Annotated in this window: 8 protein-coding genes; 6 read left to right on the top strand and 2 right to left on the bottom strand. The window is 36.6% G+C overall.

Annotation, left to right across the window (positions count from 1 at the left end; genetic code table 11):
• Positions 1-103 precede the first annotated feature (103 nt).
• Together AWW78_RS08925 and AWW78_RS08920 are read right to left on the bottom strand one after the other, a co-directional pair.
• Entirely contained in the window at positions 104-1207 is a 1104-nt protein-coding gene (locus tag AWW78_RS08925) for a potassium channel family protein (RefSeq protein ID WP_159420987.1), read from the bottom strand.
• 94 nt (positions 1208-1301) lie between these two features.
• Positions 1302-2519: an ABC transporter permease gene (locus AWW78_RS08920; RefSeq protein WP_047133499.1), complete on the bottom strand. Its 1218-nt coding sequence runs from the start codon at positions 2517-2519 to the stop codon at positions 1302-1304.
• 343 nt (positions 2520-2862) lie between these two features.
• On the opposite strand from AWW78_RS08920, the gene AWW78_RS08915 reads away from it, so the two are divergent.
• The 6 genes from AWW78_RS08915 to AWW78_RS08890 all read left to right on the top strand — a co-directional run bounded on the left by AWW78_RS08915 (position 2863) and on the right by AWW78_RS08890 (position 15944).
• Positions 2863-3423, top strand: a complete 561-nt coding sequence (locus AWW78_RS08915; RefSeq protein ID WP_047133498.1) for a nitrogen regulation protein NR(II) — start codon at positions 2863-2865, stop codon at positions 3421-3423.
• 8 nt (positions 3424-3431) lie between these two features.
• On the top strand, positions 3432-4496 hold the full coding sequence (locus AWW78_RS08910; RefSeq protein WP_075426235.1) for a response regulator: 1065 nt from the start codon (positions 3432-3434) through the stop codon (positions 4494-4496).
• Positions 4497-4630: 134 nt separating this feature from the next.
• Entirely contained in the window at positions 4631-8677 is a 4047-nt protein-coding gene (gene porU / locus AWW78_RS08905) for a type IX secretion system sortase PorU (protein WP_047133497.1), read from the top strand.
• A gap of 115 nt (positions 8678-8792) precedes the next feature.
• Positions 8793-9884, top strand: coding sequence for a type IX secretion system outer membrane channel protein PorV (gene porV, locus AWW78_RS08900; RefSeq protein WP_047133496.1), 1092 nt, complete (start codon positions 8793-8795; stop codon positions 9882-9884).
• 61 nt (positions 9885-9945) lie between these two features.
• Entirely contained in the window at positions 9946-12876 is a 2931-nt protein-coding gene (locus AWW78_RS08895) for a T9SS-dependent M6-like inactivated metalloprotease (RefSeq protein WP_047133495.1), read from the top strand.
• Complete coding sequence (locus AWW78_RS08890) at positions 12873-15944, top strand: PD40 domain-containing protein (RefSeq protein WP_047133494.1); 3072 nt, start codon at positions 12873-12875, stop codon at positions 15942-15944. Before AWW78_RS08895 ends, AWW78_RS08890 begins: the two co-directional genes overlap by 4 nt.
• Positions 15945-15949 lie beyond the last annotated feature (5 nt).

The raw sequence follows: 15949 nt of genomic DNA, 5'->3' as shown, positions 1-15949 counted from the left end.
TCTTTAACAGTAATTATCTTTTTTAGAAGTCCAAGATGTTCCTCTGACAAACCGTTGAAAAAGGGAATTTTTTCTAGTATTTCTTCTTCAATTTCCATTTCGATTACACCGTTATGTTTCCAATGACAATTGCATCGTCTTTTTTATTTATGACATAATCAAGCGGTGGATTTAAATTCAATCTTACATATGATGACTTAATATTTAAACCAGCCTCTTTGAGTTTTTTCTCTATAAACGCATCAATTTCGGTGTAGTCATGCGAGAGAATGTTCTCCAGGGTTATAGTTTCCTCATCTGATATGAAACCGATCAAAAGGTAATTTTTCTCAGTTTTAAAGTAGTTGAAGAGTTCAATGTAAGGTTTGCCAACGAAGCGTGGTGGGATCTCAATGCGAAGTATTTTTGTAGTCGAATCTTCACTTAACAGCGATGATAAAACCTGAACGATTCCAGGAGAAACAATTTGATCCGCAAGAACTGATGCGAGGTATTCGTTGCTTACAATTATTTCATCTGCATTTGCCTTTTTAAGGTTTCCAAAATTTTCTCTATCAATTATATGGGCATAAACTTTTACTTTTGGATTTATCGATTTTATGTTGAGAGTAGCTATCAAGGTTTTATCGTCAGACGGGTAAGGGGAAAGGGTTTCATCAGGCAATATAACAACTTCTTTTGCCTGTCTTATGTTAGCTTTTTCAAGAATCGATTCCTGAGTAAAATCACCACGCACGAATTTTATTTCAAGATTTTTATATGAGTTTATAACCTGTTCAATTTTTTCAGGCGGTAGATTGTTAACTAAAACAATTTGTAGTTTTCTCTTTTTAGCATGATTATTCAATGCTTTTAGCATTCTTTCTGTATCTTTGTTCCATCCGCAGATTACTATGTGATCTGAGACATCCACTTTTTCAAGCCCCTCCCTTTCCTTTATTTTCTTTGTAACGAAAATTGACGATATAGTTGCAGTAAACATCGAAAGAAGAATCACACCCGAAAGCATAACTAAAAAGCCAATAATCTTCCCCATCGTTGTAGCTGGGACTTTATCCCCATAGCCAACCGTTGTCATTGTGACGATAGTCCACCAAACCCCGTCAAAGAAAGAGGAAAATTGTTGATTTTTTGAGCTCTCAATAAGGTAAATCGTTGAAGAAGCGAAAAAAGATGTTACTGTGATCAAAAATAAAATCCTAAACAACTCGTGATTCCAGATTATTTTAAACGCTTGTTTCAAGTGCTGAAATAAGTTTATTTTATCAAAAATTAATCAGTTCGATGGAAACTTTCAAATTTTATGCGAATCTTATCGCTTCCACAGGTTGAATTCGGGAAGCTATAATTGAAGGGATAAGTGTTGCAAGGAAACATAAAATTAGCGATGCAAGCGACACAATTATGAAAGTTTCTGCTTGAAGCAAAATTGGAACCGAGCTCATAAAGTAAATATCCTCTGGAAGTGAGAGGGGCTTATATTTTAACTGAATGAAGCATAAGGCATAAGCAAGAGCATTTCCGAGCGCTGTTCCAACAACTCCAATAAACATTCCTTGATAGATGAAAATTTTTGTGATGCTTTTTGAATTTGCCCCCATTGATTTTAAAATCCCTATCTCTTTTGTCTTCTCAAGGACTATCATTAAAAGTGTCCCGACTATATTGAAAACTGCAACAATTATAATCAATCCAAGAACTATTGGAACTGGTTTTTTCTGAAGTTCAAGCCATGCGAAAAGGTTTCGGTACATTTGATACATGGTTCTTGCGTAATATGGATAACCAAGCCTGTCTTGAATTAAAAGAGCAGTTTCATCGATGAAATCTACATTTTTAACCATCACATCGAAACCACTAACTCTATTGCCAAGATCAAATAAATATTGTGCATGCTTAAGGTGGACATAGACGAAAATATCGTCATATTCAGCCATTCCAGTTTCATAGATGCCCGAAATTTTAAATTGCTCAATCTTTGGCATAGAAAAGTTGGGGCTATCTGGATCGATTGCCAAAACTATAACCTTATCTCCAAGTTCAACACCAAGCTTATTTGCAAGTTTTTTCCCAATTATTATTTTTGGGATTCCATCACTTTCATCAAAGTTATATTCGCCTTCAATTATACTTCTTTTTATTATTGAGAAATCATATTCGGGCAAAATTCCTTTAAGATAAATCCCTTCAATTCCATAGCTTGATCTTATCATTGCTTCTCTACCTGCGAATGGGGAAACCGATTTGACATTTGAAACCATCTTTACTTTTTCAAAACTTTCCCAATCATCCTTTTCGAAATATCTTGTATCAAACTTTGACACCTGGATATGTGATGTAAAACCAATTACTTTTTCTTTTAGCTCTTTTTCAAAACCCTTTGAGATCGAAAGAGCAATTATCAATGCAGATGTCCCAAGCATTACTCCGATGATGGAAATGAGTGTGATAAAAGAGATGAAACCCGTAATTTTTGTTGATTTTATGTATCTTTTTGTGATAAAAAGCTCAAATGACATCTTGGTTTTGGGAATTAAGGTTTTTAAAAAATTTAATCTCAATCGTTGTTAAATCCAAAGGGTGGGTAGAACGGACGAATTAATACGTGCATTTACCTACTGGTTGGGGTTGAAGATTAGTGCGATTTTTTTTAAATTTACTTTGCGTTTCTTTTACTTTTCATTAAATTAGGAATGTGATGAGTTTACAAAATTTTTATATAGCTTTCGTTGGGGTATTTGTAGAAGTGGATGTTCTTGATGCTCATTTTTTATGTCAATCTTGGTGAAGATTTGAGGTTAAAGTGAAAGTTTGTAATCAAAATTTTAGCTTTCGATCTCAAAAACAAGGAGGTTGTAGGAAATGAGGAAAATATGGCGTGATTTTGTAGAGGGTTTTATTTTGAAGCATCCAGCTCTTTTTTCGGCAGTGGTAATTTATCTTTATTATCTTTTCACAACGCTTGACCTATTTAAAAAGGTGAAAGAGGGGATAGTGTCGGTTTCGGATATATTTACGCATTTTGATTCTTTGTTGTGGATATGGGGGTTGTCGTATTTATTTGTTAAGCTTGTAAATTTACAGGAGCAAAGACACAGGGAAGAGAAATTGCGCATGGAGCAGATAAAACAGTACGAAACGCAGATTGCAAAGCTAAAAGCTTTGAAAGATTTTACCTTTTCATTGAGGGACTTGATTTATAACCCGTTAACGGTGATAATGAGCGCATCTGCAAGGATAGAGAGGAGATTTCCCTATGATAATGAGACATTGAGAGATGTAAGGGCGATTGAGCAGGGTTGCAGGAGAATAGAAAAGCTTTTGATGGAAGTTAAAGAGTTTGAAGAAAAGCTTGTAATCGGGGAGGAAACGGCGGGATCGGAAGCAGTGCAAGAGCAGCTCGTTTCTTCCCAAACAAAATAGGTTAGAAAATGGCAATTCTTGTAATCGACGATGAAAAGGAATTAAGGGAAACATTAAAAAATGCACTTGAAATGGAAGGTTACGATGTGATAACTGCTGAAAATGGTTTTGTAGGATTGATGCTCGCCCAGGAGAAAAAGCCTGATTTGATACTTCTCGATATAAGCATGCCAGTTATGGATGGATTTACGGTGCTCTTTAAACTTAAACAAAATCCCATCACGAGAGAAATCCCTGTGGTAATTTTAACTGGGCAATATGTTGATGAGGAAAATCTTGAGCGTGGTTTTAATCTTGGTGCTATTGAGTATCTTTACAAACCGATAAGGCTTACGGAACTTACAGCCAGAGTTAAGTCTGTTTTACGAATGCGTTCCATTGAGAATGAGATGAAGAAGATTCAAATGATGACCGAAAGATTTTTTGTAAATCAAATAAAAGAGCTTTTTTCATCTGTTAAGGGAGTGATTGAAATGATAACATCGAGCGAGGATGTTAGAGATGAACTTAAGGTGCTCCTGCTTGAAAATTATAACAAGATGAAAAAATGGTTTGAACTTATTGACTACTTTACACACTTAAATGATATCTCTGCCGAAATACATAGAATTGAGACAAAGGTCTTTGATGTTAATTCTTTAATTAAGGAAACTTCTGAGAAGGTAAAAGAGAAATTTTCGGAGGTTGACTTCGAATTTAATCTTGGGCGGGAAGCGTTGATCAAGGGGGATGAAAGCTGGGTTGGGATCGGTTTTAAAATCCTTTTTGAAGCTATGGCAGAAGCGATGTCACTTGGCGGGAAGATTCAAATCGTTCAAGTTACAAGGGCGGGGGGTGATGGCAGGTTTGTATTCATAACCGTTTATGATGAAACGAAAAAATTACCATCTGATGTTGCCAAGGTGTTATTTAACCCATACCTTGTCTCTGTTTCCGAGTACAAGCCAAATTATAACCTTTTTGCAATGAATGTATTTCATAGAATCATTGAAATGAATGGTGGCACCGTTGTTGTTGAACCTTCTGAGTTTCCAAGTGGAAATAAGTTTATAATTCGGTTTCATGCTGTTTAATTTGACTTTTGATCTTGAGTTGATTATATTGAGATAGTTAAAAACTTAAGGACAGTTGCCTATTGCGGCTTCGTTAAAGGTTTTACTCTTTGAATTAGGTGCCTTAAATTAAAGCAAAAACGAATGCTTACGATATGCTAAAAACTTCAACCTTTAACGCAAGTTCGCTTGGCAACTGTCCTTTTTTGTTTGTGCTTATCTTCTTTGCTCAAACTGTCATATCTCAAAATATCCCTGACTTCCATATCATTTCTCAAAGTGGTGAAGAAATAGTGATTGAATATAGCCCTTACCTTGTTAAAATAGATTCAACAAATTATCAAAATGAATTACTACTCTCATTTTTATTTCTTAACACCACATTTGATGAGCCTAAGCCAGGTGAACCGCAAATTCCAGTCAGGATTTTCCCCGTCGCTTTGAAGTCTGCAACTGAAAATTCTGTCGAAATTATAGAGTCATCCTATATTGAATATGAAAGTGTTAAGTTAAAGCCATTTCCACATCTAATTCCAGAAAAATTCACAGGTGAAGACACAATTTCCTATGTTAAAACATTTACCTTTGGCGATATCTACAATAGGAATGCTTATATCCCTGATAAAATTGTTGAACTTGGGGAAGTGGGGATAGCCAGAAATTATATTGTATCGACTTTGAAGGTTTATCCAATACAATATAATCCTGCTTTGGGGAAAGCGAGGGTTTATACGCGAATTAGATTTATGCTTAAGTATGGTCAAGGTGCGGTTTCCTTTGCAAATCCAGATAAATTTGATTTAAAAGTTGCGCAAGGTTTTATTAATCACGATGTTGCAAAGTTTTGGAGGATTCAAAATTTGAATTTACCTAAATCAGGTGTAAGTCAACTTGCCAGTGGAGATTGGTACAAAATTCCCATAACTGAAGAAGGGATTTATAAGATAACATACACCGACTTAAGGAATGCTGGAATAAATCCTGATAATATTGATCCGAGGACTATAAAAATTTTTAACAATGGCGGATTTCAACTGCCCGAAAATGTTTCAGAACCTAGACCATCAGGTTTAATTGAAAATGCCATCTATGTTTATGGGCAGGATGATGGAAAATTTGATCAGGGGGATTATATAATTTTTTACGGGAAAGGGACGAGTGGGTGGAACTATGATCCTACAACCAAGGAATTTTCGCACTACATTCATGATTATTCCGATGTTAATTATTACTTTCTTACTTTCGGCGGGGGACCGGGCAAAAGGATGAGTTCAGTGCAAAGTTTAAATGTTCCCTCTCCATTCAGACCCGAGTATACCTTTGGGCTCTATTTTAAAGATGATCAAAAGATTAACTTGACTGAATCAGGGCGAGATTGGTTTATGGCTTCGGTTGAGGCAAGGTTGGGATTTAATATGGTAAGCTATACAGTTAAGTTGGATGAGCTTATACCTGGGAAGCCGATTCAATATAGAGTGCAAGTTGCATCGAGGTCAGGTGGTCCTAATTGGTTTGTTGTGAAGGAAGGGGACGATGAGCTTGGAACCATCCAACTTGGCACGGTTTCTTTGGGTGGATTATCTTCTTTGATTGATTTTTACGCTGTGAAGTCAGGACCAAAAAAGTTTGTTTATAATGGCGAACTTAAAGATTCGAGGAGCAATTTAAAATTTTATTTTAATTGGAGCGGGGAAGCTGTCGCTGGATATATTGATTGGTTTGAGATAACTTATCCGAGAAGTTTCAAGGCGATTAATGACTATATAGCGTTTTACTCATATGATACAACCGCTGTTGTCGAATATAAAATTTCGGGTTTCTCTTCAAACGATGTTAAAGTTTTTGATGTGACTGATTTTAAAGATGTTAAAATGATTTCAGGTAGCATAAATGCTGGTGAATTTGTATTTCAAATATCGCAGCAAAGTGGAGGGGTCAAGCGTTTTATCGGTGTGGGAAGCAATGGATATAGAAAAGTGTCAAAGATTGAGAAGGTTCGAAATACAAATCTGCGTGGAGAAGTAGAAGGTGCGGATTGGGTTGTAATTACGCATTCTGACTTTATAACACAGGCGAAGAGATTAGCTGATTATAGAGCAAGAAAAGACTCTTTGAAAACATTTGTAGTTGATGTTGAAGATATTTACAATGAGTTTTCGTGTGGGATACTCGATCCAGTTGCGATAAGGGACTTTTTAAAATTTGCATTTGATAGATGGAGCAGAAAACCTTTTTATGTTTTGTTTTTTGGGGACGGGGACTATGATTATAGAAATGTTGAGGTATTAGATAAAAATTGGGTTCCACCTTACGAGAGCAAAGAAGGGCTACAGCAAATACTGACATACACATCCGATGATTTCTTCGTTCTTTTGACACCGGATATTTACATTGACATGGCGACAGGGCGTTTGCCAGTGCGGACTCAGGAGGAAGCAGAGATTGTCGTGAACAAGATAATTCAGTATGAGAACAACAATGATTTCGGATTGTGGCGGAATACAATTGTATTTGTTGCTGATGATGGCTTAACTTCAGGCGGTGGCACGGATGGAACAATACATACAGTTCAAAGCGAGTTTTTGGCTAATTATCACACACCTGAATTTATCAATAAAAGAAAACTTTATCTCGTTGCGTATCCGACTGTTTACACATCTTTGGGTCGGAGAAAACCAGATGCGGCAAGGAGTTTAGTTGATTTTATCAATCGTGGTTCTGTCATTGTTAATTGGATAGGACACGGAAATCCGTATGTATGGGCGCACGAAAGGGTTTTTGAGATAGGGTACACAATACAAAATTTAAAAAATTCGGGGAGATTAACATTTGTTGTGGCAGCTACATGTGATTTTGCTAGATTTGATAACCCGAAATCCCAAAGTTCAACTGAAGCTTTGTTGACCCTGAAAGATGGAGGTGCTATAGGTGTGCTTTCATCCGGAAGGTTGGTTTATTCAAGTGATAATGCAGCGTTTAATTATAAATTTTTTGATGAATTATTTAATGGGAGTGATGAATTTAGAACTTCACGTCTTGGTGATGCGATGTTTAGGGTTAAGCAATACTATGCGTCGCTTAACGATAGGAAATTTATCTTGTTTGCTGATCCTGCGATGTATCTTGTGATCCCAAGATATTCGGCTACAATTGATAGCATAAATGGTAGAGCTACAAATCAGATTGTTAATTTGAAAGCACTTGGAAAGACAACATTTTTGGGTAAGGCACAGAAAAATAGCGGAGCTAATTTAAATTTAGATGGAACCGTTGAAATAGCTGTTTTTGATGCTCAGCGAAATTTAAGCTTTGTTGATGAACTTGGTTGGACATTTAACTTTATCGATCAAGGGAATTTGTTGTTCAAGGGTATATATTCACTTAAAAATGGCAAATTCAAAAGCGAATTCGTCCTTCCGAAAGATATATCTTTTTCAAATGAAAGAGCCAAGGCAATTGCTTATTTTTATGGCAATCAAGTTGATGGCGTTGGTTATACAACAGACATTATAATTAACGGGATTGATTCGAGCTTCGTTGGGGATTTAAGAGGTCCGGAGATTTACATTTATTTGAATAATGTCTACTTTAAGAGCGGTGATATTGTTTCAAATGAACCAATTTTGATGGTTGAAATTTTCGATGAAAGTGGTGTTAATGTATCAACATCTGCGATCGGTCATAGAATTGAAGCATTTCTCGATGATAATCCATCGGGAATTGATCTTTCTGAATTTTATCAAACGAAGCTTGACGATTACAGACGTGGTGAAGTTATCTATAAACTCCCAAAACTTTCACCAGGAAGACATATGGTCAAAGTTAAGGCTTGGGATGTTTTTAATAACTCTTCCATTCGTGAAGTTGAGTTCAAAGTTGCTGAAGAAGGGGAGTTTGCAATTTATAATGTTTTTAACTATCCAAATCCATTCTCTGATAAAACACACTTCACATTTCAAAAAGTTGCAACCTTTGAGGATGCACCCGTTGATGTAGAGATAAGAATTTATACTTTGAGTGGGAAATTGATAAACAAAATTGAAAGACATGGTTTAACCGGAAACTTTATAGCTATTGAATGGGATGGTAGAGATATGGATGGTGATGAAATAGCAAATGGAGTTTACATTTATAAGGTGGTTGTTAAAAGCGCCGACGGTAAGAGAGCGGAATCTTTGGGAAAGTTGGTTGTGATGAGGTAAACTTTGTTTTTTTCAGAAATTTTATATATTTAATCAAACAAAAAGTTAGGTGAATATGAGATAGAGTTATCGCTTTGATTTAATTTGCAAAACAAAAAATCAGGAGGTCAAAATTATGCTGTTAAGGAAGCGAACGACGGTAGGATTGAGCATACTTGTTATATTTGTTCTTTTTTCCAATATACTTTATTCACAAGGTGGAGATGCAGCGGTTCCGTTTCTTTTGATCGCTCCTGATTCAAGGGCAGGAGCGATGGGAGAAACTGGAGTTGCCCTTGCAGATAATGCCAATGCTATTTTCTGGAACCCTGCAGGACTTGCATTTCAAAAAGGAACTGAAATAAGCTTCACACATGCAAAATGGCTTCCTCAATTCAGCTCCGACTTGTCTTATGAATATCTGAGTGCGAAACATTATGTTGCATCAATTGATGCGACAATAGGAGCTAATATAACCTTTTTCAATCTCGGTTCATTTGAACGAAGAGATGAAAATAATACCTATCTTGGAACTTTTAAAGCTTTCGAATACGCAGTTGCACTTGCTTATGCAATGAAGTTGACACAAAGTTTTGGGTTTGGAGTAAACCTTAGATACATACATAGCCAACTTGCTCCATTTGGAACAGCGGAAGAGCAAGGAAGGGGGGTTGCAAACGGCATTAGCTTTGATATCGGGCTGCTTTTCAGGGATTACGTTTTTGGTAGAAGGGTAAGTGCTGGTTTAAATCTTTCAAACCTTGGTCCAATGATTCATTACATTGATAAGGAGCAGGCAGATCCTCTTCCGACACATTTAAGAGTTGGTTTTGCCTTTGACATAATTCAAACTAAGTACAATAATTTTACAGCAACCGTTGACTTTGGCAGAGTTCTTGTCAGAAGATATCCAGGTGAGGGTCGCAAACCAGATCCATTGCCAAAGTCATTAATTACAGCGTGGGGTGAATATGCAAGTTTGAGGAAGGTAACTGTAGGCGCCGGATTTGAATATTGGTATGGAAGTCCACGACTCATTGCTTTAAGAGCTGGCTATTTTTATGAGGACCCGAGGGCTGGCGGTAGAAGATTTGCAACATTTGGCGCTGGTGTAAGATATAGCATAGTTGGGGTCGATTTCGGTTATATTTCAACTTTTGAAGCCAATCATCCGCTTGCGAATACACTTCGCTTTACAATTCTGTTAAACTTCGGCGGTGAGGAGTAAAGTTTTCATATTAAGGCGGGCTTTTCCGCCTTTCACTAAAAAATTGTCATAAGCCTGCGAGATGAGGATAATTTGGTTATTTTTGGCTATTTTATTGTTCTTTGCGATAGATGTTTTTTCACAAGCGCAGCATCTTTATAAGGTCATCGCTGTAATGGTTGAGTTTCAGGAAGATAACGATCCTTTGACGACGGGGAATGGGAAGTTTAATTTAAGTTTTCCCTCTAAAAAAATCATTGACCCACCGCCACACGACAAAAAATATTTTGAAGCACATCTTCAATTTTTGAAAAATTATTTCGCGAAGCTTTCCATAGGAATTGAGTATGAGATCATAGATTCTGTATTTACGTTATCTAAACAGATGAAAAATTATTCGCCTCCCCGGGATTCGGGACTCGAGCGAATTTTAATGCTTGTTTATGAGACTTGGACACTTGTTAAAAATTCCTCCATTAGAACGAGTTACCCTCTTTCTGAATATGATTGCTATATCATTTTTCACGCTGGGGTAGGAAGGGACATAGATTTGACCGCAGAGTATGGATATGATCCAACTCCATTTGATATTCCTTCTTTGTTTGTAAACAGTGATTCTATTCAAGCATTTTTAAGAAAAAACGGAATTTCCGAGAATTTTGAAATTAAGAATTCAATCATATTGCCCGAAACTGAGTCAAGATATGTTCAAACGGTAACCGGGGAAAGATTACTTCAGATAGGTTTAAATGGTTTGCTTGTGTCAAACTTCGCAAGTTTTCTCGGATTACCAGATTTATTTGATACAAAGACTGGGAGATCGAGGATTGGTAGATTTGGTTTGATGGATGGTCCGGGGATTTTTTCATATCGTGGAGTTTTGCCACCGGAACCGTCCGCGTGGGAAAAAGTTAAACTTGGAATTTGCCAACCCATTGAAATTAAAAATTTGAAAGATACGACCATCTCAATCCATGCCTTCCAACTTAACAAAAGCAATGCAGTTTTTAAAATATCCATCAATGCGAAGGAATATTTTTTGGTTGAAAATAGAAACCGAGATGTTTTTAACGATGGGGTCAGGATGAAATTTTATTGGCGTGATTCGACGGGGGAAAGGATAATTGAGCGAGTTTTTACAAGGGATGAAAATGGATTTAATTATTTTGATATTGATTCGGTGTATGGAGTTTTAATTGATGTCGATGAACCCGATTGGGCTTTGCCTGGGTCTGGAGTTCTGATATGGTATATCGATGAGAATGTGATTGAGGAAAAGTTGAAAACGAATTCGATTAACAACGATTTGAAACGACTTGGTGTGAAACTTGTTGAGGCTGATGGTCCGCAAGTAATATACGGTGATGAAATTGGTTGGGAATTTGATATGTGGTTTTTGGGTAATTCCGCACCTACGTATAGAAACGAATTCTCGGTGAACGCATATCCGTGGAACCCGACAAATAACCTATCAAATTTTAATGTTAAGATTTATGATTTTAGCATCCCTTCACCTGTTATGACTTTTAAAATTGGCTTTTCCGATTCTATAGTTCTTCCAGCGCCTGCTTTCCCAAAGCGAATAATCGGAATGACAGAAAAATCCTTTGTCACAATTGCAAGCATAGATAACGATCCGAAAAACGAAATAATTTTAAACGCATCGTCCGGAATTTTCGCCTTTAATCCATCTGGAACAAGTTTGACATTGAATGATCAAGGTTATTATTCAAATGTGAAAAGTGATTTCGCTTGCGCTGTGTTTGATATCGATGGTGATGGGATAGGTGATGTTGTCGGGGTCGACGGTAAAAAAATTTATGCTTTTAAAACATGGGATACAGATCTCGATGGTTTTGTAGATAGCCTGTGGGTTTTTAAAAATGAAAATTTTGTTTCAACTCCGCCGGCGATATTTAAGGATAAGATTATTTTTGGGGATAGCCTCGGAAACATTGTCATTTTGAATAAAGATGGAACATTGAACAGAAAAATTAAAATTGCTGATGAGCCAGTTGTTGCTTTAATTGCGAGCGATTCGATGTGGGTTGCGGTTTCAAAAAGTAAAATTAAAACGGAAAAAGGTGAGTGGAACTTTGATGTTAATTTCGTATCTTCGGCTGGGATTGATTTGAAAGGCGAAGGTGAGATTGAGATAGTCGTCGGAATTGAGGATGATGGGAGAATTGTTATACTTAACACTAAAACTGGGGCAAGTAAGCAAGTTAAAATTCAGAACATTCAAAAGATTCGCACATCGCCGGCAGTTGCTGATTTAAATCTTGACGGTTTTCCGGATATGGTTATAACATCGGGAAATAAAATTTGGGCTTTTAACTATCTTGGCTCCGTGCTTTTAAATTTTCCGATAGAGGTTAGAAATGCAAGCGAGTTGTCTTCTCCAGTCATTGTAAATTTTTACGGTGATAGCTTGCCTGAGATAGTTGTTGGAACGGACAATGGACAAATTTATGCTTTTGATGTTCAAGGTAGAATCATTCCGGGTTTTCCTGTGTCTATCAGTGGATCTTGTGTTACATCTCCTGCGGTCTATTATGAAAGCAACCTTGTTTATCTTTTTGTTCCAAGCAGTGATGGTTATCTTTATGCATGGACGATAAAACCGAGTTCGGTACCTGCGTCTGTTCTTTGGTCAAGTTATTTGCGGGATGAAAGACATTCAAATTATTCCTCGAAATCGCAAGAAGTAGTTCCACCGCCGGCTGTGGAGATACTCGATAAAAAAGAGGTTTACAACTGGCCAAATCCAGTCTATGATGATGCAACTTATATTCGTGTTAGAACATTTTACGATGCTAAAATTAACATCAAAATTTTTGATCTCGCTGGATTTAAGGTTGACGAGATGAACACGAACGTAAGCGCAAACTTTGATGCGGATATAAAATGGGATGTAAGAAATGTTCAAAGTGGAATTTATTATGCAAGAGTTGAAGCCATCGCCCAAGGTAGAAGTGATGTTAAGATAATAAAGATTGCTGTTGTGAAATGAAAATTTCTCCCAAAATAGTTTTGTTTATTTTGCTTTGCTTTGTTTCATCTATCTCCCTTGCACAGGATGATGAATTTATTCATCCGGAGCTTCAATGGTATACCATTGAGACGAAGCATTTTCTTATCCACTTCCACGATGGAGCTGAGAGAACTGCAAAGGTTGTTGCTAAAATTGCTGAGGAAATATATGAACCTATAACTTCAATTTACGGGCATAAGATAGATCAAAAGGTTAGCATAATCATAAAAGATTATGACGATTATTCAAACGGGGTGACCTATTTTTATGATAACAGGATTGAGATATGGGCAAGCGCACTTGATTTTGAGCTTCGTGGGGTGCATAACTGGTTGAGGGATGTCGTCACGCATGAGTTTACGCACAATGTTCAAATGCAAGTTGCGATGAAGTTTGGTAGAAGAGTTCCCGCTGTTTATTTTCAATGGCTCGGCTATGAAAAGGAAAGCAGACCTGATGTGCTTTATGGTTTCCCGAATGTTATTGTATCTTATCCATTTGCAGGTGTAAATGTTCCAGCATGGTTTGCGGAAGGTGTGGCACAGTTCAATCACCCAGATTTAAATTATGACTACTGGGATACGCATAGAGATATGATCTTAAGAATGCAGGTTATTGACAACAAGGTTCTTTCTTGGGAGGAATTGACAGCTTTTGGGAAGACAAGTTTGGGCAATGAATCGGTTTATAATTCGGGCTTTTCACTTGTGGAATTTATCGCAAAAAATTATGGCGTGGGGAAGCTTGAGGAGATATCAAAAAGCCTTAGGTCACCTTTTTATCTAACTATAGATCAGGCGATAAAAAAATCCCTTGGCATTGATGGAAAAGAACTTTACAATTTGTGGAGGGCATATCTTAGCGAAAAATATGAAAAACAAATTAAAGCGATCGGCGAAAAAGTTGAGGGGAATTTGATTGCACGGGATGGCTTTGGAAATTTTTATCCGAAATTTTCTCCAGATGGGGAGAAGGTAGCTTACATTTCAAATAAAGAAAGCGATTACTTTGCTCCATCCGCAATTTATTTGTATGATCTTAAAAATGGAAAGGAGAATAAACTTGTCTCTGGCGTTACTTCATCCATAGCGTGGTCGCCTGATGGAAAGAAAATTTTTTACTCAAAGAAAACCAGAAAAAACAAAAACTGGCGAAGCCTATACGATGTCTTCGTTTATGATCTTGAGTCGAGAAAGGAGAAAAGGTTAACCTATGGTTTAAGAGCCAATAATCCTGCGGTGTCTTCGGACGGAAAATTACTTGCCTTTGTAACTTACAAAGATGGGACTTCAAACATTGGGATTATAAAACTTAACGATGTGTTAAATTCGAATGAGATAAGTGTGAAAATGATAACTAATTTTAACAACGGTGAACAAATTTATGGACTTTGTTTCTCACCCGATGGAAGAAAAATTTTGTTTGATTACTCTTTGAAAAATAACAGAGATATCGGGATCATTGATATAGAAACTTTGGAATTTAAACCTGTTTTGGCTACTGCGAGCGATGAACGAAACCCAACTTTTTCTAAAGATGGGCGAAAAATTTATTTTTCTTCAGATAGAAGTGGAATTTTCAATATCTACGAGCTTGACACATTGACGGGGGAAATTTCACAACTTACGAATGTTTACGGTGGAGCATTCATGCCGGATGTCATTGATGATAAAATGGTTTATTCAACCTATACTTCGGATGGGTTTAAAATAGCATACATGGAGCAAGTTAAAAGATTCAAGCAACCTGAGGCTGTGGATTTACTTGCTTATGAAAATAATTTTATGCCGAATTTTCATTTGGCTCGCTCGAACGATTACGACGATTCAAATCTTCCAGAGTTTGAGGTTAAAGAGTATAAAAATGTTTACACATCCCTTTCGTTTTATCCTGTTTTTCGGTTTGACAATTATAACAAACATGATCGTGGCATTGACCTTATAAAATTTGGGTTTTACACTTACTCAACCGATGTCGTTGGGAAGTATAGTTTATTTGCTGGCGCGTTGATGAATAAAAAGTTTGAGCGCGATTTATTTCTCATATTTGAATTTAACGATCGATTTCCGTTGCTTTATCAAATTGGGCTAAAGCCGAGGTTTACAGTTGAAGCATACAATGTCACTCGTGTCGTAAAATATCCCATCACACTTGGATTGAATTTAATACCCGTTGATGTTGTGTATCACTTGACCGAGGTTGACCTTTCGTTTAAATGGAAAATTTTCTTGCCAAGTTTGGATTTAAAAACTGGCTTCACATTTTCAAGGTATTCAGCCGAGGTAAAAAGTTTCATCATTCCTGAAACGAATACCCTTGTTAGATCATCCGATGATGTTTACTTCATCGGGCGAACTTTTTATTTTGATTTTGCATTTAGAGGGATACAGCCTAAAAGTAACTCTGACATAAACCCTGTTGGTAGAAAGATTAATCTGCGTTTGAATTATGAATTTAACAAGTTAAATCCAGACGGGACATACGAGCTCAAGGATGGGATTTTAGTCCCTGTTTATAGAAAATTTAACTTCTGGAGGTTTGAACTGAATTGGAATGAGTATGTAAGGTTGCCCTTGAAGAACCATACGCTTGGTTTTATCTTTAAATATGGAAGCATACTTGGTAAACCTGTTGATGAATTCTTTAACTTTTATTCTGGTGGTTTAATTGGAATGCGTGGATATTCGTTTTATTCATTTGGTGGGAACGAAATTTTGACGTTGAGAACAATCTATAGATTCCCAGTGATAGATTATTTTCATCTTCAAATTTTAAATCTTGGATTTCAGAGAATTTACTTGGGTTTGTTTTTTGACTATGGGAATGCATGGAATGATGTAACGAGGTTGAAGGATTTTAAAAAAGATGTTGGAGTTGAGTTGAGAATTGATGGGACTTCATTTTATGTTTTCCCAATGAAGATATTTGCAAGCGTTGCTTACGGATTTGATAAATTTGATAAGGTTATAAACAAGGTAAAATATAGTTTTGGGCGAGATGTGAGGTTTTATTTCGGTGTTGTTTTTGAATTTGATTCAATTGAATAAAACTA

The organism is Candidatus Kryptonium thompsonii (genome assembly GCF_001535985.1).
In the GTDB taxonomy this organism is placed as follows: domain Bacteria; phylum Bacteroidota; class Ignavibacteria; order Kryptoniales; family Kryptoniaceae; genus Kryptonium; species Kryptonium thompsonii.
The sequence above is the reverse complement of the archived record's forward strand: the minus strand, read 5'-3'. Positions and strand labels throughout refer to the sequence as shown.

Excerpts from the sequence above, each read along its gene's own strand:
- AWW78_RS08920 (WP_047133499.1), bottom strand. The coding sequence starts at position 2,519 with ATGTCATTTGAGCTTTTTATCACAAAAAGATACATAAAATCAACAAAA.
- AWW78_RS08915 (WP_047133498.1), top strand. The coding sequence starts at position 2,863 with ATGAGGAAAATATGGCGTGATTTTGTAGAGGGTTTTATTTTGAAGCAT.
- AWW78_RS08910 (WP_075426235.1), top strand. The coding sequence starts at position 3,432 with ATGGCAATTCTTGTAATCGACGATGAAAAGGAATTAAGGGAAACATTA.
- porU (WP_047133497.1), top strand. The coding sequence starts at position 4,631 with ATGCTAAAAACTTCAACCTTTAACGCAAGTTCGCTTGGCAACTGTCCT.
- porV (WP_047133496.1), top strand. The coding sequence starts at position 8,793 with ATGCTGTTAAGGAAGCGAACGACGGTAGGATTGAGCATACTTGTTATA.
- AWW78_RS08895 (WP_047133495.1), top strand. The coding sequence starts at position 9,946 with ATGAGGATAATTTGGTTATTTTTGGCTATTTTATTGTTCTTTGCGATA.
- AWW78_RS08890 (WP_047133494.1), top strand. The coding sequence starts at position 12,873 with ATGAAAATTTCTCCCAAAATAGTTTTGTTTATTTTGCTTTGCTTTGTT.